Origin of the sequence: Novosphingobium sp. (assembly GCF_036803765.1) — a bacterium.
Classification (GTDB): Bacteria; Pseudomonadota; Alphaproteobacteria; order Sphingomonadales; family Sphingomonadaceae; genus Novosphingobium.
This window is the reverse complement of sequence record NZ_DAIRTS010000007.1, coordinates 1-24,959: the sequence shown is the minus strand read 5'-3', so window position 1 is coordinate 24,959 and position 24,959 is coordinate 1. Positions and strand designations below refer to the sequence as shown.

The window sequence follows — 24,959 nt, the reverse complement described above, 5'->3', positions numbered from 1 at the left end:
GGGTCTGTGGGGATTTAGGTCAGGGTTGAGCGAGAATGGCTGATTTTCGCGACCCGGAGCGCAGCGTACTTTCGGTACGTGAGCACCGGAAGCGCGAAAAGCAGCCGTTCGCAGCCCGCCATGGGCTAAATCCCCGCAGACCCTAGTCCCCGAACCATTCGACCCAGGCCCCATGGGCATGGGCTGCGCCCAGCACCACGGGCGCGCCATCGGCCGCACCCGCCGCATTGGGCCAATGGCGGACGGTCAGGACATGGCGGAACGTCGCGCGGTCGGTTTCGAGCGCCACCCAGGCCAGCCGCCGGTGCGCCGTGGCACGGGCGCCCGCGGCCTCGAGCGCGGCAGTAATTTGCGCCCGGGTCTCGGCGGGCAGGTATTGCCAGACGATCGAGTGATAGAACACGCGCGTCGTGTCCTCGGGTTGTTCCTGCGCCAGCACCGCATCGACGTAATCCCCCGCATCCTGCGCCGCCAGCCGGGGGGCTTTTTCTTCGGCCAGCGCGATGGCCGTCTCCAGCCGCGCCATGCGCTCGGTCATTTCCGCCCAGACGTAGCTTTTCAGCCGAAGCGCCGAGTCCGCATCGGTCAGATCGATCGGTGCGCGATCGCAGCCCTCGATCGCCTCGATCACGACCTTTGACGCCGGCGGGCGCCCCTCGCCCCGCCATTCGGGCACGATCCGCATCGTCGCCCCGGCCGGCCCGGCGTGCACGCCGCCGAGGTCGAAGGCGAAGCGGTCGAGCATGGTGTTGACGCCGGCGCTCGCGCCCAGTTCATGCAGGCGCATGCGCGGCCCTGTGCGCTCCGCCAGCCACAGCAAGCCTGCCATGATCGATGCGCTGCGCCCCGCCTCGTTGGTCTGCGGCGGCCCGTCGAGCCATGGCAGAAGGCGCTGGTCGAACGTCGCGACGAGGTCGCTCACGAGCGCGTCGACGTCGGCCTGGTCGGTGACCGTGCCATCGTAGACCGCCGCCAGCCGCGTGTTCGCGCCCGTCAGCACGAGGTTATGCAGCCCTCCGGCCAGGCGCAGCGGCAGGGCATCCTCGACCGGGCGGCCGGGCCAGGCCGCCATGTGCCGCCCGACCGCCGTCTCGCCCCCCAGCAGCGGCCGCTGGGCGCGCACCACACGGCCGGTCGCGGGTGCGCCGTTGCGCGCGGCGTGGTCGGCTTGCCAGTCGATGGCCTGTTCGACAGAGGTGATATCCATGATCGACGCCATACGGTTGCCCTTTTCCTGCGCTTGCCATAGGGGCGATGCTGTCATGACCACCGCCACTCCGCTCGTCTTCGCCCTGCCCAAGGGCCGCATTCTCGAGGAAGCGCTGCCCCTGCTCGAGCAGGCCGGCGTGGTGCCCGAGGCTGCGTTCTTCGACAAGTCCTCGCGCGCGCTCAGTTTTGCCACCAGCCGCGCCGATGTCACGATCATTCGCGTGCGCGCGTTCGACGTGGCGACCTTCGTCGCGCATGGCGCCGCGCAGGCCGGTATCGTCGGCTCGGACGTGATCGACGAATTCGACTACGCCGACCTCTACGCGCCGGTCGACCTCGATATCGGCCATTGCCGCCTCTCGGTGGCGGAACCGGCCGAGGGCCTGGCCGGCAGCGGCGTGGCGCGCGAAAGCCATGCCCGCGTCGCAACCAAGTATCCCAACCTCACCCGCCGCCATTTCGAGAAGATGGGCGTGCAGGCCGAAGTGGTGAAGCTCAACGGCGCGATGGAACTCGCGCCCTCGCTCGGCCTTGCCAGCCGCATCGTGGATCTTGTCTCCTCGGGCCGCACGCTCAAGGAGAACGGGCTGGTGGAAACCAGCGAGATCATGAAGATTTCCGCCCGCCTGATCGTCAACCGCGCCGCGCTAAAGACCGACAGCACCCGGCTGGGCGCCCTGATTGACGCATTCCGCGCGCAAGTCGCGACGAGCAAGGCCGCCTGATGCTCCGCCTCAACACGACCGACAAGGATTTCGCCACGCGCTTCGCCCGGCTGGTCAAGGACCGCCGCGAGAGCGACGAGAACGTCAGCCGCGACGTGCAGACGATCATCGAGGACGTGCGCCTGCGCGGCGACGAAGCGCTGGCCGAATATACCCAGCGCTTCGACGGCCACCTGCCCGAGGGCGACGGCTGGCGCATCGACGCGCAGACCTGTCGTGAGGCGTTCGATGCGCTGGCGCCCGACTTGCGCGCGGCACTCGAACTCGCAGCCCAGCGCATCCGCGCCTATCACGAAGCGCAACTGCCGCAGGACCGCGACTATACCGATGCCGCAGGCGTGCGCCTCGGCGCGCGGTGGAGCGCCGTGGATGGTGCCGGGCTCTATGTCCCGGGTGGGCGTGCGGCCTATCCCTCCTCGCTACTGATGAACGCCATTCCCGCCAAGGTCGCCGGTGTCGGCCGCCTGGTGGTGACGACCCCGACGCCCAAGGGCGAGGTCAATCCGCTGGTCCTCGCCGCCGCGCATCTTGCCGGGGTGGACGAAGTGTGGCGCGTGGGCGGAGCCCAGGCTGTCGCCGCGCTGGCCCATGGCACCAGGACGATCCGTCCGGTCGATGTCATCACCGGCCCCGGCAATGCCTGGGTGGCGGAGGCCAAGCGCCAGCTTTACGGCGTCGTCGGGATCGACATGGTCGCTGGCCCATCCGAAATCCTCGTCATCGCCGATGCGAAGAACGACCCGCAGTGGATCGCCGCCGACCTGCTGAGCCAGGCCGAACACGATCCCGCCGCGCAGGCGATCCTCATCACCGACGATGCCGCCTTCGCCGACCAGGTGGTCGACATGGTCGGCGTCGAGATCGCCATGCTGCCGACCGCGCGTGTCGCCAAGGCCAGCTGGGAAACGCATGGCACGGTGATCGTGGTCCAGTCGCTCGACGAGGCTCCCGCGCTCGCCAATGCGCTTGCCGCCGAACACGTCGAGATCGCCACCGACGATCCCGACGCGCTGTTCGCGAAAATCCGCCACGCCGGTTCGGTCTTCCTGGGGCGCATGACGCCCGAGGCGATCGGCGACTACGTGGCCGGCCCCAACCACGTGCTGCCCACCGGGCGGCGCGCGCGGTTTTCCTCGGGGCTTTCCGTGCTCGACTTCATGAAGCGCACCAGCTTCATCGCGGTGAGCGATGCGTCCATCGGCGCGGTCGGCCCTGCCGCCGTCGCGCTGGCCGATGCGGAGGGGCTTGCCGCCCACGCCCGCTCGATCGAACTGAGACTGGGAATATGACGAACATCAAGAGCCAGGCCCGCTCCGCCGCGCGCCTCGGCGCCGTACAGGCGCTGTACCAGGTCGACATGGAAGGCACCGAGCTGCGCTTCCTCCTCGACGAATTCCACCAGCACCGCCTCGGCGCCGAAATCGAGGACATCGAGTTCGCGCCGGCCGACGTCGAGTTCTTCGACGACGTGGTCAAGGGCGTGATCGCGCGCCGCGACGAGATCGACTTCCTCGTCCAGTCGCGCCTCGCGCAGGGCTGGACACTGGCACGCCTCGACAAGACCATGCTGCAGATCCTGCGCTGCGGCGCCTACGAATTGCTGGCGCGCACCGACATCGCCGTGGGAACGGTCATCAGCGAATACCTCGACGTGGCGCATGCCTTCTTCGATGCGCGCGAGGCCAAGTTCGCCAACGGCGTGCTCGACGCGGTCGCCAAGGACGTGCGCAAGTAAGGTTTTCCGGCTTGGCTGGAAGGAAGCGAAACCCCGGATCAGGTCCGGGGTGGCGACATCATGCGCTGCTTTTGCGCAGTGCGCCGGCCTGATTGCCGGATGCTGCCTGTTTGTCCTGAGCCTGCCGAAGGGCGAAAGCGCAGGGCGTGCCAGCATGGCCCTTCGACAGGCTCAGGGCGAACGGGATCGGCCCGGACATTCCCCCGCATCCGTTCGGGCTGAGCCTGTCGAAGCCCGTCCCGGCACACGCGGTCCCTCGACAAGCTCAGCCCGAACGGAAGGGAAAGACCACGGACGTCATCACGCGCCTGCGCCGCCCTCCTCACGCGCTGCCTCGACCAGCCAGTCGCGGAACTTGGCGAGGCCCGCGTGGTCGCGCCAGTCGGGGCGCAGCACGAGGTAATACCGGCCCTCGTCGGTCAGCTCGATCGGGAACGGCGTGACGAGCGTGCCCGCGGTCAGTTCGGGCTCGATCAGGAAGCGCGGCAGCAGCGCCGCGCCCGACCCGGCGGCCGCGGCCTGCGCCAGCATCAGGAAATGTTCGAATGTCGGGCCCTTGAGCGGGGGCAGGCCGACGATGCCGGCGCGCGCGAACCAGCGATTCCAGGCATGGCGCCGCGAAGTCTGGAACAATAGCGGCTTGCCGACCAGATCGGCCGGCGTGGTCACCCCTTGCGCGGCCAGCCAGCCAGGTGCGCAGGCGACCACCGCCTGCTCGGCAAAGAGCGGCACCATTTCCGCATCGGACCAGTCCGCCGCGCCAAAATGGATCGCCGCGTCGAAATGCTCCTCGCGCAGATCGAACGGAAACGAGCGCGCGGCAAAGTTGACCGTCAGTTCGGGATGCCGTGCGGTGAAGCCCGGCAGGCGCGGGGCGAGCCAGCGCATGCCGAAGCTGGGCAGCGTGGCGATGGCAAGGTCGCGCCGGCTGCCGCGATCCATCGCCTTGGCCGTCGCGAGGCGGATGCGGCGCAGAGCCGGCTCGACATCCTCGAGATAGCCGCGCCCCGCCTCGTTGAGCGTAACGCGCCGACCGTGGCGCGTGAACAGCGGGGTCTGCAACCATTCCTCGAGCAGGGCGATCTGGCGGCTCACCGCACTCTGGGTCAGGCCGAGCTGTTCGCCCGCGCGCGAGAAGCCGCCTTCGCGGGCGGCTGTCACGAAACAGGCCAGCGCGGTCATCGAGGGCAGTTCGCGGCGGGAATCGCTCATTCCAAAATCCGATCAACAGATGATGCTAATCCGTTTTGCCATCCGAACCTCCTAGCATAAACAGGCGATCTGCACGAGACTTGATCGAAAGGCCGCATGATGCCGCAGGGCGCAACCATCGCAAACACCATGACAGACGATCTTGTCGAAAATGTCATCGGCGCAGGCCGGGCGGTTCAGATTCGTGCGCTGGCCGCGCCGATGGTGCCCACCGGCGGCCATGCCCCGGTCAACGGCATCGACGCACTGCGCTTTGCCGAAGCGATGAACCTCGCCCTCTTTGCCGACCTGCTCGACCGCGTGCCCGAGGGCGCCGAATACGTGGCGGACTGCGCGGCCCAGGGCCGCCGCATCGTGCTCGACCACGGCGCGCTGCGCACGGTCGCGCTGCCGCAGGGCGCGCGCTGCGCGATGCCGCAGGGCGTCGAGGCGTTCCGCCGCGTGCTCGAGCCGCTGGGCTATGTCGAGGTTGGCCTCTATCCCCTGCCCCGCCTCAAGATGACCGGCCACGTCTGGTGCCATCACACCCTGCCCGAGACGATGCCGCAGTTCTTCGTCAGCGAATTGCACGTCGACCAGTTCTCGCCCGCCTTCGCCAAGGCCGCGATCCGCGTCTTCGGCCCCGCGCTCGACCATCTCGATGCCGCCACGGCCGAGGTGCTGGGCAAGTTCTCGGCCGGCGGATCGGTGCCGCTCGAGGACGCGACCGCCGCCCTTCAGACCGTGCTGCGCCTGTTCGGTCGCCAGCATCCCGTCCCGTTCGAGGCGGATTACGAGGCCCTGCTCGCCGAGAGCGCGGAAGCGGCGTGGATTTCGACCGAAGGCAACGCCTTCAACCACGTGACCGACCGTGTGGTCGATGTCGAGGCGACCGCTGCCGCTGAGCGCGAAGCGGGACGCAGCATCAAGGACAAGGTCGAGGTTTCTGCCAGCGGCCGCGTGCGCCAGACCGCGCTGCGCGCCGCCGAGGTGCGTCGCTCGTTCCGCGCCGAGGACGGCACGCTCGTCGCGCGCACCGTGCCGGGCTCGTTCTTCGAGTTCATCACCCGTCGCGTCGATGCCGGCACGGGCAAGCTCGACCTCAATTTCGACAGCGGCAACGCCACCGGCATCTTCAAGATGACCGAAGCCGCCTGACAACGCCAAGCTCCATTTCAATCGGCACAGCGACCCTGCGCCGCGAAACAACCAGAACCATGAACCGCCACGATCGCGGGGGAGAAAAGTCATGTCCGAAGCCCTGATGCCGCTTTATGCCCGTGCCCAGATCGAAGTGGAGCGTGGCGAAGGCGTGTGGCTCGAAGCGCGCGACGGACGCCGCTTCCTCGATTGCGTGGCCGGCATCGCCACGTGCGCGCTGGGCCATGCCCATCCCGTGCTGATCGAGGCGCTGACCGCGCAGGCGCACAAGCTCTGGCACGTTTCCAACATCTTCCGCATTCCCGGGCAGGAAGAGCTGGCCGACAAGCTGACCGCCGCGACCTTTGCCGACTATGCCTATTTCGCCAACTCGGGCACCGAGGCGGTCGAGGCCGCGCTCAAGATCGCGCGCCGCTATCATTTCGCCAAGGGCCAGCCCGAGCGCATCGACGTGATCGGCTTTGCCGGCTCGTTCCACGGCCGCACGTATGGCGCAATCAATGCGTCGGGCAATCCGACCTACCTCGAGGGCTTCGGCCCGCGCCTCCCCGGCTACCAGCAGCTGTCGATCGACGACATGCCCGCGATCGCCGCGGCCATCGCCAGCCCGACCACGGCGGCGGTGATCGTCGAGCCGGTCCAGGGCGAAGGCGGCGCACGTGCGCTCGACGGACAGACGCTGCGCGAGCTGCGCCGCCTGACGCGCGAACATGGCGTGCTGCTGATCTTCGACGAAGTGCAGAGCGGCATGGGTCGCACCGGCAAGCTCTTCGCCCACCAGTGGTTCCCCGGTGCCGAGCCCGACATCATGGCGATCGCCAAGGCGCTGGGCGGCGGCTTCCCGATCGGCGCGGTGCTGGCGACGCGCGAGGCGGCGAGCGGCATGGCCGCGGGGATGCACGGCACGACCTTCGGCGGCAATCCGCTGGCCATGGCCGTCGCGCTGGCCGTATTCGACGTGATTGCGCAGGACGCCGCGCTGGCGCATGTTGCCGCCATGTCGCAGCGTTTCTTCCACGGTTTTGGCGCACTGGCCGCGCGCTTCCCCGACCAGGTGGTCGAGCAGCGCGGCAAGGGCCTGCTGATGGGCCTCAAGCTCCACGCCAACAACCGCGAGGTCATGGCCCTGGCACGCGAACACGGCCTGCTGGTCGCAGGCGGCGGCGACAACTGTATCCGCCTGCTGCCCTCGCTGCTCATCACCGACAGCGAAGTCGACGAGGCGCTGGCTCGTCTCGAGGCGACCTTCGCCGATGCCCGCGCCAAGGGCTGGGGCAAGGTCGACGCCGCGCCGGTAGTGGCGGCTGCCTGATGCTGGTGGTGCGGCCGGCCGGCCCGGCCGACATCGATGCCCTGCTCGACCTCGCGTTTCTCTCGGGCAAGGGTTTCACCAGCCTGCCCGAGGACCGCGCGGTGCTGGCCGAGCGGCTCGCGCTGTCGGAACAGAGTTTTGCCCGTTCGGTCGCACCGACGGAGGCCTGGTACACGCTCATGCTCGAGGATACCGAGCTGGGCACGATCGAGGGCGTGGCGGGGATCAAGGGCGGGGTCGGCCTGCACCGCCCGCATTTCTCGTTCCGCGTCATGACCCTGGCGCAATATTCCTCAGCCACCGGCACGCGCTTCGACCACCAGGCGCTAGTGCTGGTCAACGAATGCACCGGCTCGTCCGAAGTCGGTTCGCTGTTCCTGCGCCCGCGCAAGCGGCAGGCGGGCGCCGGCTCGCTGCTGGCCCGCGCGCGTTATGCCCTGATCGGCGCGCATCGCGACCTGTTCGCGCCGACGATCATGGCCGAACTGCGTGGCTGGTTCGACGAGCGTGACGAAAGCCCGTTCTGGCACGGCATCTCGGCCAAGTTCTTCCGCCTGCCGTTCGAGGATGCGGACCGGATGATCACCGCCACCGACGGCCAGTTCATCCTGGATCTTGCGCCGCGCCATCCGATCTATCTCGAGCTGGTCGATCCCGCCGCGCGCGAGGCGATCGGCAAGGTCCACCGCCACGGCGAACGCGCGCTGGCGATGCTCGAGGACGAGGGCTTCACCCGCCCGGGCCTGATCGACATCTTCGACGGTGGCCCGACCGTGACCGCTCCGCGCGACCAGATCCGTACAGTGCGCGACGCGCGCACGCTTCCCGCCACCGGCGGCACGGTCTCGGCCGGCGCCGACGAGCGGCTGCATCTCGTCTCCACCCCCGGCCTCGCCAGCTTCCGCGCCGCGCTCAGTCCGGCGCGCGTCGCCGAGGCCGAAGTGATCCTGCCCCAGGCAACCCTGGCCGCGCTCGGCGTCAGTGCCGGCGATGCCGTGATCGTGAGTTGATTGTCGTGACCCAGATGCTCCAGTCGTTCGATCCCGCCAATGGCCGCCTCGTGTGGGAAGGCCCGGTTGCCGACGCCGCCGCCTGCGAGGCCGCCCTCGCCCGCGCGCGTGCGGCATTTCCCGGCTGGGCGCGTACGCCCCTGGCCGAGCGGATCGCCATGGCCGAACGCTATGCCGCACTGGTCAAGGCGCACCCGACGCTGGCCGAACTGATCTCGGCCGAAACCGGCAAGCTGCTGTGGGAAACGCGCACCGAGCAGGCCTCGATGGCGGGCAAGGTCGCGGTGTCGATCGCGGCCCAGGCCGAACGCACCGGCGAGCGCACGGCGTCGATGCCGTTCGGCAGCGCAACGCTGCGTCATCGCCCGCACGGCGTCATGGCGGTGCTCGGGCCCTACAACTTCCCCGGACACCTGCCCAACGGCCACATCGTTCCGGCGCTACTCGCCGGCAATACCGTGGTGTTCAAGCCGTCCGAGCTGACGCCCGCGACTGGCGCGGCAATGGCCGAGCTGTGGCGCGAGGCGGGCTTGCCCGAGGGCGTGCTCACTGTGGTCCAGGGAGGGCGTGAGACCGGCGAGGCATTGCTCGCAGGCCGGATCGACGGGCTGCTGTTCACCGGGTCGGCCACCGCCGGGCAGATCTTCCGCCGCCAGTTTGCCGATCGCCCCGATGTCATTCTCGCCCTCGAGCTGGGCGGCAACAACCCGCTGATCGCCTGGGACGGCGAGCCGGACGCCGTCGCCAGCCTGATCGTGCATTCCGCCTTCGTCACCAGCGGCCAGCGCTGTTCCTGCGCGCGGCGCCTGATCCTGCCCGAGGGCGCCTGGGGCGACGCTGTCGTCGACGCTCTCGCGGCGGTCGCCGCAAGGCTGCCGATCGCCGCGTGGGACGAACCAGGCGATGCGTTCATGGGGCCGCTCGTCGGCGATGCGCAGGCCGAAGGCGCCCGTGCCGCAGTCGGTGCGCTGGTCGATGCAGGCGCGCGCATGGTTCTCGCCGAGGCGCGGACCGAGGGACACCGCGCGGCGTTCTTCGCGCCGGTGATCCTCGATGTCACCGGCATCGCCACGCCCGACCGCGAGATCTTCGCGCCCGTGCTGCAAGTGCGCCGCGTCGCCGATTTCGCCGCCGCGCTCGAGGCAGCCAACGACACGGCCTTCGGTCTATCGGCCGGCCTCGTCACTGCCGACCGCGCGCTGTGGGAGGACTTCCGCCTCCTCGTGCGCGCCGGTGTGGTCAACTGGAACCGCCCGACGACGGGTGCGGCCGCCAACATGCCGTTCGGTGGCCTCGGCGAGAGCGGCAATCATCGCCCAAGCGCCTATTATGCCGCGGATTACTGCGCCTGGCCCATGGCGAGTTTCGAGGCGGAAACCGTGAGCACCCAGCCCATCCCCGGCATGTCTTGACGCATCCTGCGGGAAACGACCGGGAAAAATAATTGTGGCACTTTCGTACCGAATGTGCGTTTTAAATAGCGCACATGACGTACACGCCCCCGCCCGCTGCCCCCCTTTCCGGTGACGGGACGGATTCATTCACCGTAGATCTGTCGAACTGCGACCGCGAGCCTATTCACGTGCTCGGGATCATCCAGCCGTTCGGGTTCCTGATCTCGGTGACCGCAGACTGGCTGGTTGCGCGCGTATCCGAGAATATCGAGCGATTTGCGGGCATGCGTCCGGAAACCGTACTCGGCGCTAGGCTTCATGACGTTATCCTGCCCGAGGCGATACACACGATCCGCAACCGGCTGACCGGGTTGCGTGGTCCCGATGCGGTCGAGCGTATCTTCGCGCTGGCGCTGCTGCCCGATCATGCGCCGTTCGACGTTGCCGTCCACTACGCCGGGCGCGAGATCGTGATCGAGGCGGAACCGGCCGCGGCCGAGCCGATGGAAGCCGTGTCGGTCGTGCGCGGCATGCTCGGCCGGCTGCAGCAGGTCGATGACACCAAGGCCTTCTGGCGCGAAGGCGCGCGGCAGGTGCGGGCGATCACCGGGTTCGACCGCGTGATGGTCTATCGTTTCGACGAGCAGGAATCGGGTGAAGTCGTCGCCGAGTCCGTCCGGCATGGCGTCGACAGTTTCCTCGGGCTGCACTACCCCGCCAGCGACATTCCGGCCCAGGCCCGCAAGCTCTATATCCGCAACACCTTCCGCGTCATCGCCAATGTCGGCGCCGAACCGGTGCCGATCGTGCCGCAGCGCGATCCGGCCGGCCAGTTGCTCGACCAGTCGCTGTCGGTGCTGCGCGCAGTGTCGCCGATCCACATCGAATACCTCAAGAACATGGGCGTCCAGGCCTCGCTGTCGATCTCGATCCTGGTCGGTGGCAAGCTGTGGGGCCTGTTCGCGTGCCATCACTACAGCCCGCGCCTGCCCAGCATGGCGGCGCGCGGCGCGGCCGAACTGTTCGGGCAGATGTTCTCGCTCATGCTCGACGCCCGCGAAAATGCCGAGGCGCGCGAGTACGAGGCGCGCAGCCGCCTGGTCACCGACCGCGTGCTGGCGACCGTCGCGCAGGACAACGACCTGCTCGACAACCCGCAATGGCTGGCCGACGTGATCGGCGATGCCATCCCCGCGGACGGCATCGGTGTTCACGTGCGCGGACAGACCTCGCTGATCGGCCTTGCCCCCAACGAGGCGCAGTTCGATGCCGTGGTGCGGATGCTCAACCGCCTCGCAGCGGGCCAGGTCTTCGCAACCGAATCGATCCAGGCCCTGCTGCCCGAGGCCGCCGAACACGCCAGCGTGGCCTCGGGCATGCTCGCCATCCCGCTATCGCGCGAGCCGCGTGACTATGTCGTGCTGTTCCGCGCCGAGCGGCTGCGCGAAGTGCGCTGGGGCGGCAAGCCCGAGAAGGAACTGGTCCACGGCCCCTATGGCCCGCGCCTCACTCCGCGCAAGAGCTTCGAGGAGTGGGCGCAGCTGGTCAAGGGATCGAGCGTTCCCTTCACCGCCGCAGAACGCCGCGTGGCCGAGGCGCTGCGCGTCGGCATGCTCGAGGTGCTGGTCCGCCTGGCCGAAACCGCCGGCGTCGAACGCGCCCGTGCGTCGGAACGGCAGGAACTGCTGATCGCCGAGCTTAACCATCGCGTGCGCAACATTCTCTCGCTGATCCGCGGGCTGATCGCGCAGACCCGTGATGGTGCGGCCGATGTCGAAGGCTTCATCACGACGCTCGATGATCGCATCCGCTCGCTTGCCCGCGCCCACGACCAGGTCACTGCCGACCGCTGGGGCCCCGCCCGCATCGCCGACCTCATCGAGGTCGAGGCTGGCGCGTACTTGCGCAACCAGTCGGAACGCGTGAGCGCCGAAGGCGACAACGTCCTGCTCTATCCCACCGCTTACGTCACCGTGGCCTTGGTCATTCACGAGTTGATGACCAACGCGGCCAAGTACGGCGCGCTGGCCGGGACGGGCGAGGTCGACCTGCGGTGGAGCCTACAGCCCGATGGCAGTCTGGTTCTCGAATGGGCAGAGCGCGGCGGGCCGCCGGTGACGGCCCCCACCCGGCGCGGCTTTGGCAGCACCATCATCGAGCGCTCGATCCCCTACGATCTCGGCGGCACGGCGGAGATCAGCTACGACGTATCCGGCGTTCGTGCCCGCTTCTCCATTCCCGCGCGTGCGGTCGCCGGCCTTGGCGGCGAACGCCCGGTCGCGCCGCTCGCCAACGTCGCGGCGGTTTCGCACACCCCGCTCAAGGACAAGGATGTCCTCCTCGTCGAGGACAGCATGATCATCGCGCTCGACGGCGAGGACGCCCTGCGCGAACTGGGCGCTGCATCCGTCACGACCGCCCCTTCGGTGCGTGACGCGCTGCGCCGGATCGAGCAGACGCGCTTCGACTTTGCGCTGCTCGATTTCAACCTGGGGGCCGACACCAGCGCGCCGATCGCCGACCGCCTGGCGGAGATGAAGGTGCCGTTCGCGTTCGCCACCGGATATGGCGAAGGGCTGGCGCTCGACGCCTGGCCGGGCGTTCCCGTCATTACCAAGCCTTATGGCCTCAAGGAACTGCGCAGCGCGCTGGCGTCGATCGACGCCCTGGCGGCCGGGCAGGACACCACAGCGACGCGAAGGGCTTGACCCGGCGCGCGAGTGCCGGGCAAACCCACCCCAGCGCGGCGATCGGGCCTGTCGTGCCCTCTCGCGCAGGGAGATTGCAGATATGTTCAGCCACATGATGATCGGCACGAACGACATGGCGCGGGCCAAGACGTTCTATGACGCCACCTTCGCCGCGTTCGGCGGCCCCGAAGGCTTTTACGACCCATCGGGGCGCCTGGTCTATCGCCACAACGGCGGTGTCCTCATCCTGACGCGCCCGATCGACGGCGAGCCGGCATCGTGCGCCAACGGCTTCACCATGGGCTTTGCGATGACGCCGGAACAGGTCGATGCCTGGCACGCGGCCGGCACGGCCAACGGCGGAATGACCTGCGAAAACCCGCCGGGTGTGCGCAAGGGCACGCCGTACTATCTGGCCTACCTGCGCGATCCGGACGGCCACAAGCTCTGCGCGCTGCACTACTACGGGGAAATCCAGTGAGCATCGAGACCGTCTCCACGACCAAGGCCCATGGCGGCACGTTGGGGGTCTACAAGCACGCGTCCACCGCGACGGGTACGGAGATGACTTTTTCGGTCTTCGTCCCGCCGCAGGCCGCCGCCGGCGCCAAGCTGCCCGTGCTGCTCTATCTCTCGGGCCTGACCTGCACGCACGCCAATGTCACCGACAAGGGTGAGTACCGGCGCCTCTGTGCCGAACTCGGCCTCGTCTTCGTCGCGCCCGACACCTCGCCGCGCGGTGACGGCGTCGCCGATGACGCGGCCGGTGCCTATGATTTCGGGTTGGGCGCGGGCTTTTACGTCAACGCCACGCAGGAGCCGTTCGCGGCCCATTACCGCATGTGGGACTACGTCAGCGAGGAACTGCCCGCGCTGCTGGCCGAGAACTTCCCGATCGACCCCACGCGCATGGGCATCACCGGTCACTCGATGGGCGGGCACGGCGCACTGACGCTGGGCCTGACTTTCCCCGACAGGTTCAAGTCGCTGTCCGCTTTCGCGCCGATCGTGGCGCCGGGCCAGGTTCCCTGGGGCCACAAGGCACTGGGCGGATACCTGGGCGACGATCGGGCCGCCTGGCGCGCGCACGATGCGACCGCGCTGGTCGAGGATGGCAAGCGCCCGGCAGGGGCGATCCTGATCGACCAGGGCGATGCGGACAATTTCCTCGCCGAGCAGCTGCGTCCCGAACTCTTCGCTGCGGCCTGCGAACAGGCGGGCATCGACCTGACCCTGCGCCTGCAGCCGGGATACGACCACAGCTACAACTTCATCTCCACCTTCATGGACGATCACTTGCGCTGGCACGCCGCACGGCTCTGATCGTCGTTACGTGAAAAAGGCCGCTCCTTTTGCCGGGAGCGGCCTTTTTCGTTTCACTGGAACAGGTTGTCGCGCGGGAAGCCGGTCGGTGGCAGGCGTCCGGCCGCGCCGCGCGCGACCTTCCACGGCAGCAGGTCCTTCTCTACGCGGGTGCGACCGGTATCGCCCCCCATGGCCCAGCTGAGGCCGTCCTCAAGCCGGAGCGTGATCGCATCGGCCAGCCCGCCATCGCGATAGCGCTGCAGCGTGACCCCCTGCCCCTTGGCCAGGATCGGCACTTCGGACAGGGCGAAGACCACCAGCTTGCGGTTCTCGCCCATGACCGCGACGTGATCGTGCTCGGCAGCGATCTCGCGCACGATCTTGAGCGTCACGCCGGGTTTGGTCGAGACGACGGCGCGCCCTTTTCGCGTTTCCGCCAGCAGCTCGTCCATCTCGGCGGCAAAACCGCGCCCGCTGTTGGCCGCCAGCAGCAGCTGCCCCTTGGGCCGGTACAGCACGAGGTTGACGATGTGCGCCTCGGGATCGATGTCGACCATCGTGCGGATCGGCTCGCCAAAGCCGCGCGCGCCGGGCAGCTTGTCGGCCCCCACGGTGTAGAAGCGGCCATTGTCGAGCGCGACCAGCAGCTTGTCGGTGGTCTGCGCGTGGAGGACGAAGGCGGGGCCATCGCCTTCCTTGAACTTGAACTCGGTATCGAGCGGCAGGTGCCCCTTGGCCGCGCGGATCCAACCACGCGCCGAGAGGACCACCGTGACCGGCTCCTTCTCGATCATCGCGTCCATCGAGAATTCGCGCGTCGGCGCGGCTTCGGCGATGGTCGTGCGGCGGCGGCCCAGTGCGGTCTCCGGCCCATATTCCTTGCGCAGCGCGTTCAGCTCGCGCTTGAGCTTGGTGCGCTGGCGCGCCGGGCTCTCGAGCAGCTTGTTGAGGTCGTCCTGCTCGGCCAGCAAGGCATCGTGCTCGCGGCGTAGTTCCATTTCCTCCAGCTTGCGCAACGAACGCAGCCGCATGTTGAGGATCGCCTCGGCCTGGCGGTCGGTCAGCCCGAACTCGGCCATCATCACCGGCTTGGGCTCGTCCTCGTTGCGGATGATCTCGATGATCCGGTCGAGGTTGAGGTAGGCAATGATGTAGCCTTCGAGCAGCTCGAGCCGCGCGGCGATCTTGGCCAGCCGGTGCGTGGCGCGCCGCAGCATGATGTCGATCTGGCTGACGACCCATTCCTGCAGCAGCAGCTTGAGGCCCAGCACCCCCGGCGTGCGCCGTGAATCCAATACGTTAAGGTTGAGCCCGAAGCGCGTCTCGAGGTCGGTCAGGCGATAGAGCGACTCCTTGAGCAGGTCGGGATCGACGTTGCGGCTCTTGGGCACGAGGACGATGCGGATCTGCTCGTCGCTCTCGTCGCGCACGTCCTCGAGGATCGGCAGCTTGCGATCGGCGATGAGCGCGGCGATCTGCTCGATCAGCTTGCCCTTCTGGACCATATAGGGAATTTCCGAGACGACCAGCTGCCATTGGCCGCTGCCCAGCTTCTCGATCCCGCTGTCCTCCCACTCCCCCGCCTCGGTCCGGCCGGTGGAGAAGCGCCCGCGCACGCGCAGCGACCCGCGCCCGGTCTCATACGCTGCGGAAATCGCCGCGGCGCTGTCCACCGCCACGCCGCCGGTCGCGAAATCGGGGCCGTGGAAGACCTGCATCAGGTCGGCATGTTCGGCGTGGGGATTGTCGATCAGCAGCAGCGTCGCATCGACGATCTCGGCGACGTTGTGGCTGGGGATATTGGTCGCCATGCCCACGGCGATGCCGCTGGCGCCATTGGCGAGCAGGTTCGGGAACAGGCCGGGGAAGATCTCCGGCTCTTCTTCCTCGCCATTGTAGGTCGGGATGAAATCGACCGTGCCTTCGTCGAGGCCCGCCATCAGCCGCGTCGCCGTCGGGGTCAGCCGCGCCTCGGTATAGCGGTAGGCGGCGGCATTGTCGCCGTCGATGTTGCCGAAGTTGCCCTGCCCCTCGACCAGCGGATAGCGCAGCGCGAAATCCTGCGCGAGGCGGACCATCGCGTCATAGACCGAGGCATCACCGTGCGGGTGATACTTGCCGATGACGTCGCCGACCACGCGCGCCGATTTTTTGAAGGCGCTGCCGGGGTCCAGCCGCAGCTGGCGCATGGCCCAGAGCAGGCGGCGATGAACCGGCTTCAGCCCGTCGCGCAAGTCGGGCAGCGAGCGCGCCGTGATCGTCGAGAGGGCGTAGACCAGATAGCGTTCCGACAGCGCGGAATCGAACGGAGCATCGACGATGGCGTCGAACGGATCGGGATCTGTCGGGTCAATGGCCATGGCTCAACCGGTGTAGCAATGCGGTGAACAAAACGAAACCTCCGGAACTGTCACAGGGGCCGGCCATTGTGGGCAAGTCCCCCCATTCGTGGAGTTTAACCATGGCAAAGCGTGTCCTGATCCTGGCCACAGACGGCTTTGAACAATCCGAACTGATCGAACCCAAGAAGGCGCTCGAGGCGGCCGGCATCGAAACGGTCGTCGCCAGCCCAAAGAGCGGCAGCATCAAGGGCTGGAACCACACCGACTGGGGCGAAAGCGTCAAGGTGAACGCCAGCCTCGATGCGGTCGAGGCTGACGATTTCGACGCCCTGCTGCTCCCCGGCGGGCAGATGAACCCGGACTCGCTGCGTCTGGAAGACCGGGTGATCGAACTGATCGAGGAATTCGACGACCTCAACAAGCCGATCGCGGCCATCTGCCACGGTCCCTGGCTGCTGGTCGAAGCCGACATCGTCGACGGGCGTACCGTCACGAGCTGGCCCTCGATCCGCACCGACCTCGAGAACGCCGGGGCCGACGTCGTCGACCAGCCGGTCGCGATCGACGGCAACCTCATCACCAGCCGCAAGCCGGAAGACATCCCCCTCTTCGCCCAGGCGCTGATCGATGCGCTGGACGAGGATGAGGACGAAGCCGAGGAAGACGACAACTGGGAAGAGGGCGATGCCCTCCCCGAAGATGAAGACGAAGACTGACGCTTCAGCCCGCCGCCGTCCCGCGTGACGGCGGCGGCACGAGCCGCCCGCCGCTCAGCACTTTCGCGAGCGGCGGGCTCAGTCGTACCAGCAGGCGCCCGATCACGAGGGCACCGCCCAGCGCGAGGGCCGGCTGGACGAGGAAGAATACCGGATAGAGCGGCGCACCGATCGGTCCGGTCAGCGCCCCGATCGCGGGGCCGGCGCACCAGATCAGGATCAGGTGCACGCAGAACAGCAGGAACATCGCCGGCTCGAGGCGCATCAACCGCTCCCCCAACTGGCGGTTCGCCAGGCGCCAGGCCAGCGCCCAGAAGCACCACGCGGTCGCCGCGCGCAATGCGATGTCGGTCAGGCCGGTGACGACGGGCGTATCGAGGCCCGCTGAGGCCCCGACGATGTCGAGCGCGAGCTTCACCGCCACCATGACGGCATAAGGCACGATCACCCGGACCAACGGCATGGCGCCGAGCCGGGCCGCCAGGTCGCGGCGCCGCACGACGATCCCCAGCGCGAAGAACGCCAGGATCGTGGGGCGCAGCAGCAGCGGCAGCAGAGGCGGCGCCAGGCCCCAGCCGATGGCACCGGCGGCGATGGCCACGAGCACGCGGTCAGGACAGCGCACCAGCAAGGGCGCTAGGGCCAGACAGACGAACAGGTCGCGCAGGAACGGCATCTGCACGTTGATCTCGTTGGGATGCAGCGCACCGGTCAACTCGTTGAACAGCCAGACCCACGATGTCGGCTGCGGGGCATAGAGCCATCCCAGCCACGCCGCGCCCGATACGACCACGATCGCGATCGCATTCCACAGGACCATCGGCAGCAGCACGGTGCGCGCCTTGCCACTGATGAAGCTGCGCGTACCGCGCCGCGCCAGCGAGGGTCCGACCAGCCAGCCGGATATGAGGCTGAGCAACGGCACCGACGAGCGGGCAAGCAGCTCGATCAGGCCCCAGCGCATCAGGCCCTGCGGGGTTCGATCGAGCGCAGTCAGCGCCGGCCCCCACAGGCCGGTCCAGGCATGGACGTAGACGATCCCGACAATGCACAACACGCGCGCGATCGCTATGGCACGCGAGAGCCGGGCACGCTCGGCGACGAGAATATGGCTTTCCTGGAACACGGGCCTCGGCATGGTTGCATCCGGCCCCGGCGCCCCGATGGCGCACGCGGCCGAAAGCTCCAACCCGCCGCACGGCCAAACGTGCCCGTGCCGCGTCAGCCGGCGTAATACCCCACGCCGACAATGTGATCGCCCACGCGCTGGACCAGCGAGCGCTTGTGCTCCACGCGATTGTCGACGCGGTTGAGCCAGACATAGTCCACCCGCCCGCCGGCGCGCGCCTTGGCCAGTGCGATCATGTCGCGCACGAAGGGCTTGCCCTCGGCGTCGGTCATGTCGATCGCCTCGACGCCGACCAGCCGGGGATCGGCGCCCGAGGCTTCGTAGCGCCCGCTCATGCTGAAGACGAAGACATAGAGCTCGCGCGTCTGGAACGAGCCGTGGGGATCATTGAATTCGGCGAGCGCCTTGGCCGGGCCGACCGCCGAAAGCTCGGCCACGGCACGGGTCAGCAGGGCTTGGGCATCGACCGAACTGGCATGGGCCGCAGGGCGTTCAGCGGCGTGGGCCGCGACGGGTGCGAAGGCGGCAAGCGCCATGGCGCAGACGGCGGGAATGAGGCGGCGGAGAACGACGGGTGCAGGCATGGGACGAACCTCCCTCATACGGCATGGCCGGGACAGAACCCCAGATCGGACCGGCGCAGCCGGCTGTATGACGGCCTTGCCTTGCTGATCCCGCTGGGTTGCCTCGTCCTATCGCGCGGCCGCCCCGCCATCGCTGCGCTGGATCAAATCGCCGGAACCAACACCGCGCCCCGCCCTTGCCGTTGTATCAATCGCAGGACAGTCGAGGAGACGAACCATGCCGCAGGGTGACAAGGACGCCTATACCGACAAGCAGAAGCGCAAGGCCGAGCATATCGAGGAAGGATATGAGGACCGCGGCGTCGGCAAGGACGAGGCCGAGCGCCGCGCCTGGGCGACGGTCAACAAGCAGGACGGCGGCGGCAAGAAGTCAGGCTCGGGTCGCGGGCACGATTGACCCTTGGCGGCGCCGGCCGATCCATTCAGCGGCGCGGGTCAGCGGCGCGGTGACGACACCGTGGCGGCTCATCCACGCGTGATAGTCGCGGTACTTGGAATCGGCGCCAAGCAGGTGCCGTTCCTCGGTCCGCGCGCGCCAGTAATAGACGGCGCTTACCAGCGCGAGGGTCACGGTGTTGCGCAGCGCATCGACCGGCGAGTGCGTCGTGGCGAGGAACGGCAGCGTGACCAGCCACCAGAACGTGTTCTTGGCGAGATAGGCGGGGTGCCGCGTCCAGGCATAAGGCCCGTTGGTCAGCACGCCGCGCCAGGTCAGGTTGGAAAATCGCAGTCCGAAGGCGATCGTCGCCCAGGCATAGATCGCGGTGAGGACGACCAGCAGCGTACCCCAGACCCACAGCAGCGTCGTGTGGCCGGCAAACCAGACGCTCCATTCGGCGGTATTCGGGTGGTAGTCGAGCACGCCGCCGCCGCCCATCAGCACGAACGGCGGATAGCAGATCAGTGCTGCGACCCAGCCCGACAGCAGCGGATTGGCAGTGCGGATCTGCGCATCGAGCGGCTTCAGCGTGAGCAGGTAGCCCACCATCGCCATCTGCACGTCGATCATGAACATCGCGTCGATCGTGGCGTTGGTCCAGCGCACCGGATCGTGGCCCAGGCCAGTCCAGTCGCTTTCGACCACGGCGGCAAATCCGCCCGGCAGGATCGAGATCATGAAGGCGCAGAAGAAGCCCTTGACCGCCCAGGCGCGGGCATGATGACGCACCTGCTCGGGATCGTAGGCCTCGCGCCCGATCAGCATCGCGCCAAAGTGCCATGCGCCGTCGCGCGGCTCCACCAGCACGCGGTCGAGCCACAGGACATAGGGGATCGCGCCGAGGAACAGGAAGGGCGCCGCATCCTGCAGCAGGTCCATCGCGAAAAGATACTGCCCCCGCCAGTACCAGCGGCCGAGCGCAAAGATGAAGGCGATCAACGCCCAGGTCGCCCATAGCCCGGCGAGCTTGGTGACCGCGTCGTCGATGACGGTAGACAGCGAACGCGGGCTGGACCAGTCGATCCCGGTCGAGGCGCGGGTGTGAACCTTGTCGACCAGCAGCGACCACAGCACCATCGGCGTGGCCGAGAAGACCAGCGCGAGCACGGCCGCGCTCGACCCTGCCATGCGCTGGCGCGGCCCCGGCAGGGCCAGCGCCTCGGCGATGCCCGGCCAGTTGCGGCAGATCATCACCCACAGCAGCAGGCCGGCCAGCCCGGCAAATCCGACGCCCACCGATACATCGCTGGGTGGGCGCGTCGCCGGCGGTTCGGGCGGCAGGCTGGCGGGCAATTCGTTCATGCCCGCCGACCTAGCCTCCCAGGAGTGGAAAAACGGTGAAGACGGTTAACGCCAGGCGGTGATGTTGCCGCTGTCGTCGAGCAGATACAGCGTCTTGTTGGCGACGATCGGCGCCAGCGTCACCGGCGCGGCCACGTGCGCGAACTCCGCCATGGTGCCGTCGCCCACCGTCACGGCGGAAACTTCGCCGCGTGAATTGGCGATCCACAGCTTGTTGCCGGCGAGAACGGGCCCGGTCCAGAAGATCGGGCTCTCCTTCTTCTTTGGCTTGTTGTAGCGCGGCAGCTGCGTCATCCAGCGCACCTTGCCGGTGGCCTTGGCAATGCACAGCAGCTTGGCCTCGTCGGTCAGGGTGAATATCCATTCGCCCGCAACCGCCGGGGTCGAGATGCCGGCGAGGTTGAGTTCCCAGATTCGCTGGCCGCTGACCAGTTCGTAGGCCGCCATGCGGCCACCCTGGCCCAGCGCATAGACGCGGCCGCGCTCGATGATCGGGTCGGCGTCGATGTCCGTCAGCGTCGACACGCTCGTGGCGATCGAGGTGCGCGCCAGCGCGTCGGACCACAGCTGGCGGCCATTTTCATAGCGATAGGCGACGAGTTCGCCCGAGCTGTAGCCGGCGATCACCGTGCCCTGGCCCGCAGCCGGCGCAGCGACGCCGAACACGCCGCTCTGCGTGGTCGAGGCGCTCTCGTTCCACAGCCCGGTGCCGTCGGCGACATTGAGCGCGAAGATCTGGTTGTCCTGCGTCATCACGTAGACCGCGCCGAAGGCGACGGTCGGCGCGCCGCGCAGCGGGCCGGCCGGCTTCACGCGCCACTTGATCTTGCCGGACGCCGCATCCATCGCGGCGACTTCGCCAAGCCCGGTGGTGACATAGACGCTGCCGTCGTCGAAGGTCGCGCCGCCGCCGAACACGGACTCGTTCTTGCTCGGCAGGCGGAAGGCCTGCTTCCACTTCTCGTGACCGTCATCGGCATCGAGCGCGTGGACCACGCCGTCGGTGTCCATCACGAAAAGCGTATTCAGGCCGACCACCGGCGCTGCGGCTAGGCGCTGCTTGGGCGACGAGCCGGGAATGCGGTGCGTCCACAGGCGCTTGGGTGCATCGGCCAGCCACAGGTGGCCCGACGCCTTGCTGGCGGTGCCGCCACCCTGCGCCCAGTCGGTGTTCACCTCGGGGGCGGGGACGACGACGTCCATCGCCGCAAGCGAGGTGTCGACCTTGGTGCCTGCCTCGATGCGCGAGAGCACCGGCACGCGGTTGCCCACGGTCGGAGTTGCCTTGACCTTGCCCTTGCCGCCACAGCCCGACAGCGCGAGCGCGAGGCCGAGGCAGATCGCGGGGACAGCGGCGCGCATGACGCCAGCAGTCTTGCCGGCGGTCGTGCCAGCGGTCGCGATCGTGGTCCCGTGCGGTATGCCGGTCGGGCGCTGGCGGGAAATGCGGATCATGCCTTGGTATTCCTTGTCCTGTTCGCCCGGCGCCGCGCCGTGATCCGGCGCGTCGTGCCAGGCGACGAATTACTGGCCTTGCGCCTGCGCCATCACGGCCGAAACATCTTCGACCGCGTCGATGCCGAGCGAGCCGGCAACCTGGCGGGCGCGACGGCGGATCGAATCCGGCACGGTCTTGTCCTTGGCCATGGCGGCAAACAGCGGACCAGCCAGATCGTTCCGGCCCTGCTTGAGGTAGGCCAGGCCGACCAGCTCGCCGGCGCTGCCGAACCACGGGTTGCCCGGCACGGCCAGCGGCTTCAACCGGTCGACGACCTGCTGCGGCGGCATGGCATCGAAGCGCAGCGCGATTTCACGAATCGTGGCGAGATCGCGGTATGCCTGGGGGGCCTTGCTGTCGGCCGAAACCGCGGCAAAGCCCTTGGCCGCCGCATCCAGCTTGGCGGCATCCGGGCGATCGCCCTTCTGCGCGGCGTCCTGCGTAAGGCCGGCCTGCAGCAGCTGCGCCGCGGCGCGATAGCCGGGCGTGCCGTCCTTGGCGAGGCCGGCGAGCATGGGATTGGCCGCAGCGACCTTGTCCGCCTCGACCTGGTCGAGCGCGAGCGTCATCGTCTCGCTCTGCTTGCCGAGCTGGCTGGCCTGGTGGTTGTCGTACCACAGCCACCCGCCCAGCGCGACGAGGCCGAGCACCACCGCCGCACCGATCGGCTTGCCCCACTTGCGCAGCGCGTTGAGCGCCTCGTCCTCGCGCAGGGCATCGTCGACTTCGCGTGCGAAAACATCGCCCTGCGCAGCGCGCGCCAGGGCGCGGGGATCGTTGGAGGGCTGGGGACGGTTCGGTCTGAGGGCCAAGGCTGCGCTTTCGGCGTTGAGAGGCGGGAAGGATGAAAACAAAAAGACGAGTGGGCGCGGTGTTTAGCGGATGGCGCCACCATTTCAACGTCTATGATGGCAGGCCCAGTCCTCGCCCGGCACCGCTGAACCGGGGGTGAAGCACTGCATGGGCCGACCGCCAGCCCGTCAGGGAAAGCGTGTCCGTCCCATCACCTGCGCGTAGACCTGCGCATAGCGTTGAACCATCACGCTTTCATCGTATTCGCGCTGCGCCAGCACGCGGTTGCTGGCCCCGATCCGCCGCTGTGCCAATTCGTCCTGCGCCAGCGCCAGCTGCGCCTCGGCGAAGGCGGCCTCGTCACCCGGTGCGGTGATGAAGCGGGCGTTCTCTTCACTGACGATCGTGGCCACGTCGCCCACCGCGGGCGCTACCACAGCCAGCCCGGCGGCCATCGCCTCGACCACCGAAAGCGGGAACTGCTCGCTGTCGCTCGACAGGGCGAACAGATCGAACAGGCCCACCGCTGCCGCCGGGTCGGGCACGGCGCCGGGCAGGTGGACACGGTGGCCGATGTCGAGATCGATCGCGGTGCGCAGGATCGTCTCGCGCTCGGGCCCCTCGCCCACGATCACCAGTTGCCAGTGCTCAGGCAGATGGCGGAACGCCCGCACCATGCGCGGCAGGTTCTTGACCGCGCGCAGGCCGGCCATCGTGCCCACCCACTTCTCCCCCGGCCGCTTGATGACGCGCGGCAGCGCATCGGGGCGCGGCTTGCGCGCAAAGGCGGCGGTGTCGATGCCATTGCCGATGCGGTGGACCTTGGCCACAGGCTGGTGCCAGGCGCCCAGCGCCACATCCTCGAGCAGTCTGGAGGGCACGACCAGCGCGCCGGCCCGCGCCAGCGCGATGCGGCGATACCAGTTGCGCCGCGGCTTCAGCCGCTCGGCCTCGTCGGCGTTGAAGCCGTCCTCGTGATGGACCAGCGGCGGCAGGCCGAACAGCGGGGCGAACGCGGCATGCGCCATGACCGCATCCATCGCCCCCCAGTTGTAGGTGCAGACGAGGTCGAACCCCTGCATCGCCCGCGCCAGCGCCTGCAGCCGGCGCACGCCCGGCTTGCCGGCCAGCGGCGGAAATCCCAGCGGAAAATGCGCCAGAACGCCGCGCGCCAGCAGCGACCGGGCGCCGAGCGCGTCAGCCTGGGCCGAAACCACGGTATGCTCGAGCGCGCCGCCGAACCGGTTCATCAGCGCAACGCTGCGCCGCTCCTTGCCGCCGGCGTCGAACGTCGAGTGCAGGTGAAGGACATGCAGCCGGCGCGCGGGCTCGAGCGGGAGTGCCATGACCGGCGGCCCTCGCGGTTCAGTCCAGCCGCGCCATCAGCGCGTCGATCGCGGCGCGGGCCTCCGGCTCGTCGAGCGTCGGGGCATGGCCGACCTGCGGCAGGGTGACCAGCGTACAATCGCGCGCCTTGGCCACCATCTGCGTCGCCGTCTGCGCCGACAGGATGTCGGACATCCCGCCCCGCACCAGCACCAGCGGCACGGCCGAGAGCGCATCGAACAGCGGCCAGGGATCCACGGCCGGCTGCTCCGCCCCTTCGGCCAGCGCCTTGGCCTGCGCCTCGGCGGCGGCATCGATCGGCTCGGCGATGTTCATGTCGTAGTCGAAGGTGATGCGCCCGCCGCTGCCCAGCGCGAGCAGGCGCTTGGCGATGCGCAGCCAGTCGTCGATGGTGAAGTCGGGATAGATGTCGAGCATCGTCTCGCGCAGCCCGCGCGCGGCGTGCATCCAGGTGAGATAATTGCGACCTTGGCCGACGTATTCGCGGATGCGGTCGAGCCCAGCCGGCTCGATCACCGGGCCGATGTCATTGAGCACGGCGCCGGCGACGAGCCCGGGCTGGCCTGCGGCCAGCATCATCGTCAGGATGCCGCCGAGCGAGGTGCCCACCGCGACGAAGCGCTTGATCCCCTCGGCCGCGAAAAGCCCCGCAAGATCCTGCACATAGACCGGCGGCTGATAGCTCATCGGATCGCGCGCATAGTCGCTCTCGCCGCGACCGCGCAGGTCGGGGCAGAATACATCGCGCCCGCCCGAGGCCAGATGGGCGGCGAGATCCTCGAAATCGCGGGCATTGCGGGTCAGCCCGGGCAGGCAGACCACCGGCAGGCGCGTCGGCGCACCTGTGCCGGATGCTGCGGGATAGGCCCGATAGGCGAGGCGCAGGCCGTCGGCGCTGGTCCAGCTGCGAATGTCGAATGCGGCCATGGCCAAGGACTTGCTTCCCGTCTGGTATCATCGTGCCGTCGCAAGGCGCCTTGCCTCGCCGTCACCGGCACCCCACTAATGGAAGAATGGAGCCAGTCCCGCAAGCCATGTCGACCCCAGCCCCCGCGTCGCCCCCCGCCGACCCGCACAC

At 68.4% G+C, this 24,959-nt stretch carries 22 protein-coding genes and 1 pseudogene; 12 read left to right on the top strand and 11 right to left on the bottom strand.

The features are described from left to right. Positions 1-142: 142 nt before the first annotated feature. Positions 143-1,207, bottom strand: a complete 1,065-nt coding sequence (locus V7Q48_RS06295; protein WP_333836936.1) for a DUF2332 domain-containing protein — start codon at positions 1,205-1,207, stop codon at positions 143-145. 55 nt (positions 1,208-1,262) lie between these two features. Here V7Q48_RS06295 and hisG point away from each other — a divergent pair, with 55 nt between their 5' ends. From hisG to nusB, 3 genes are read left to right on the top strand one after another with little or no spacing between them, the layout of a single operon-like run. Next, on the top strand, positions 1,263-1,934 hold the full coding sequence (gene hisG, locus V7Q48_RS06290) for an ATP phosphoribosyltransferase (protein WP_333836935.1): 672 nt from the start codon (positions 1,263-1,265) through the stop codon (positions 1,932-1,934). After that, entirely contained in the window at positions 1,934-3,223 is a 1,290-nt protein-coding gene (gene hisD, locus V7Q48_RS06285) for a histidinol dehydrogenase (RefSeq protein WP_333836934.1), read from the top strand. Before hisG ends, hisD begins: the two co-directional genes overlap by 1 nt. Then, on the top strand, positions 3,220-3,669 hold the full coding sequence (gene nusB / locus V7Q48_RS06280) for a transcription antitermination factor NusB (protein ID WP_333836933.1): 450 nt from the start codon (positions 3,220-3,222) through the stop codon (positions 3,667-3,669). The genes hisD and nusB overlap by 4 nt, the downstream gene beginning before the upstream one ends. 58 nt (positions 3,670-3,727) lie before the next feature. Here the strand turns inward: nusB and V7Q48_RS06275 are convergent, their stop codons facing one another. Together V7Q48_RS06275 and V7Q48_RS06270 are read right to left on the bottom strand one after the other, a co-directional pair. Next, complete coding sequence (locus V7Q48_RS06275) at positions 3,728-3,868, bottom strand: hypothetical protein (protein ID WP_333836932.1); 141 nt, start codon at positions 3,866-3,868, stop codon at positions 3,728-3,730. 101 nt (positions 3,869-3,969) lie between these two features. After that, complete coding sequence (locus tag V7Q48_RS06270) at positions 3,970-4,881, bottom strand: LysR substrate-binding domain-containing protein (protein WP_333836931.1); 912 nt, start codon at positions 4,879-4,881, stop codon at positions 3,970-3,972. 129 nt (positions 4,882-5,010) lie between these two features. Between V7Q48_RS06270 and V7Q48_RS06265 the strand changes: the two genes are divergently transcribed. From V7Q48_RS06265 to fghA, 7 genes are all read left to right on the top strand, one after another. Then, a complete protein-coding gene (locus V7Q48_RS06265) occupies positions 5,011-6,018 on the top strand; it encodes a 2-oxoadipate dioxygenase/decarboxylase family protein (protein WP_333836930.1) in 1,008 nt (335 codons plus the stop codon). Between the two features lie 91 nt (positions 6,019-6,109). After that, a complete protein-coding gene (locus V7Q48_RS06260) occupies positions 6,110-7,333 on the top strand; it encodes an aspartate aminotransferase family protein (RefSeq protein ID WP_333836929.1) in 1,224 nt (407 codons plus the stop codon). Beyond that, entirely contained in the window at positions 7,333-8,343 is a 1,011-nt protein-coding gene (locus tag V7Q48_RS06255; RefSeq protein ID WP_333836928.1) for an arginine N-succinyltransferase, read from the top strand. The genes V7Q48_RS06260 and V7Q48_RS06255 overlap by 1 nt, the downstream gene beginning before the upstream one ends. Before the next feature lie 14 nt (positions 8,344-8,357). Further along, a complete protein-coding gene (astD, locus tag V7Q48_RS06250; RefSeq protein WP_333837115.1) occupies positions 8,358-9,755 on the top strand; it encodes a succinylglutamate-semialdehyde dehydrogenase in 1,398 nt (465 codons plus the stop codon). Between the two features lie 74 nt (positions 9,756-9,829). Next, the gene (locus V7Q48_RS06245; protein WP_333836927.1) at positions 9,830-12,445 is read left to right on the top strand and encodes an HWE histidine kinase domain-containing protein; all 2,616 of its coding nucleotides are present in this window, start codon (positions 9,830-9,832) and stop codon (positions 12,443-12,445) included. An 82-nt stretch (positions 12,446-12,527) separates the two neighbouring features. After that, entirely contained in the window at positions 12,528-12,908 is a 381-nt protein-coding gene (locus V7Q48_RS06240; protein ID WP_333836926.1) for a VOC family protein, read from the top strand. Between the two features lie 2 nt (positions 12,909-12,910). Then, positions 12,911-13,750, top strand: coding sequence for an S-formylglutathione hydrolase (fghA, locus tag V7Q48_RS06235; protein ID WP_333837114.1), 840 nt, complete (start codon positions 12,911-12,913; stop codon positions 13,748-13,750). Between the two features lie 53 nt (positions 13,751-13,803). On the opposite strand, the gene parC is transcribed toward fghA, so the two are convergent. After that, positions 13,804-16,092 carry a DNA topoisomerase IV subunit A gene (parC, locus tag V7Q48_RS06230; RefSeq protein ID WP_333836925.1) on the bottom strand — a complete coding sequence of 763 codons (2,289 nt, stop codon included), beginning with the start codon at positions 16,090-16,092 and terminating at the stop codon, positions 13,804-13,806. Between the two features lie 101 nt (positions 16,093-16,193). Between parC and V7Q48_RS06225 the strand changes: the two genes are divergently transcribed. Next, positions 16,194-16,790: a type 1 glutamine amidotransferase domain-containing protein gene (locus tag V7Q48_RS06225; RefSeq protein ID WP_333836924.1), complete on the top strand. Its 597-nt coding sequence runs from the start codon at positions 16,194-16,196 to the stop codon at positions 16,788-16,790. A gap of 4 nt (positions 16,791-16,794) precedes the next feature. Here the strand turns inward: V7Q48_RS06225 and V7Q48_RS06220 are convergent, their stop codons facing one another. After that, positions 16,795-17,928 carry an acyltransferase family protein gene (locus V7Q48_RS06220; RefSeq protein ID WP_333836923.1) on the bottom strand — a complete coding sequence of 378 codons (1,134 nt, stop codon included), beginning with the start codon at positions 17,926-17,928 and terminating at the stop codon, positions 16,795-16,797. A gap of 83 nt (positions 17,929-18,011) precedes the next feature. Further along, positions 18,012-18,503 (bottom strand): cache domain-containing protein, encoded by a 492-nt coding sequence (locus tag V7Q48_RS06215; RefSeq protein WP_333836922.1) that lies wholly within the window; start codon positions 18,501-18,503, stop codon positions 18,012-18,014. Positions 18,504-18,720: 217 nt separating this feature from the next. Between V7Q48_RS06215 and V7Q48_RS06210 the strand changes: the two are divergent. Continuing rightward, positions 18,721-18,891, top strand: a pseudogene (locus tag V7Q48_RS06210) (plasmid stabilization protein); the annotation flags it as partial. On the opposite strand, the gene V7Q48_RS06205 reads toward V7Q48_RS06210, so the two are convergent. The 5 genes from V7Q48_RS06205 to V7Q48_RS06185 form a co-directional block, all read right to left on the bottom strand. Further along, the gene (locus V7Q48_RS06205; protein WP_333836921.1) at positions 18,874-20,244 is read right to left on the bottom strand and encodes a methyltransferase family protein; all 1,371 of its coding nucleotides are present in this window, start codon (positions 20,242-20,244) and stop codon (positions 18,874-18,876) included. The pseudogene V7Q48_RS06210 and the gene V7Q48_RS06205 sit on opposite strands and share 18 nt — an antisense overlap. Before the next feature lie 45 nt (positions 20,245-20,289). Then, on the bottom strand, positions 20,290-21,606 hold the full coding sequence (locus V7Q48_RS06200; protein WP_333837113.1) for an outer membrane protein assembly factor BamB family protein: 1,317 nt from the start codon (positions 21,604-21,606) through the stop codon (positions 20,290-20,292). A gap of 162 nt (positions 21,607-21,768) precedes the next feature. Beyond that, positions 21,769-22,554, bottom strand: a complete 786-nt coding sequence (locus V7Q48_RS06195; protein WP_333836920.1) for a tetratricopeptide repeat protein — start codon at positions 22,552-22,554, stop codon at positions 21,769-21,771. A 168-nt stretch (positions 22,555-22,722) separates the two neighbouring features. Continuing rightward, positions 22,723-23,880 carry a glycosyltransferase family 4 protein gene (locus V7Q48_RS06190; protein ID WP_333836919.1) on the bottom strand — a complete coding sequence of 386 codons (1,158 nt, stop codon included), beginning with the start codon at positions 23,878-23,880 and terminating at the stop codon, positions 22,723-22,725. 19 nt (positions 23,881-23,899) lie between these two features. Next, positions 23,900-24,808 carry an alpha/beta fold hydrolase gene (locus V7Q48_RS06185; RefSeq protein ID WP_333837112.1) on the bottom strand — a complete coding sequence of 303 codons (909 nt, stop codon included), beginning with the start codon at positions 24,806-24,808 and terminating at the stop codon, positions 23,900-23,902. Between the last annotated feature and the right edge of the window lie 151 nt (positions 24,809-24,959).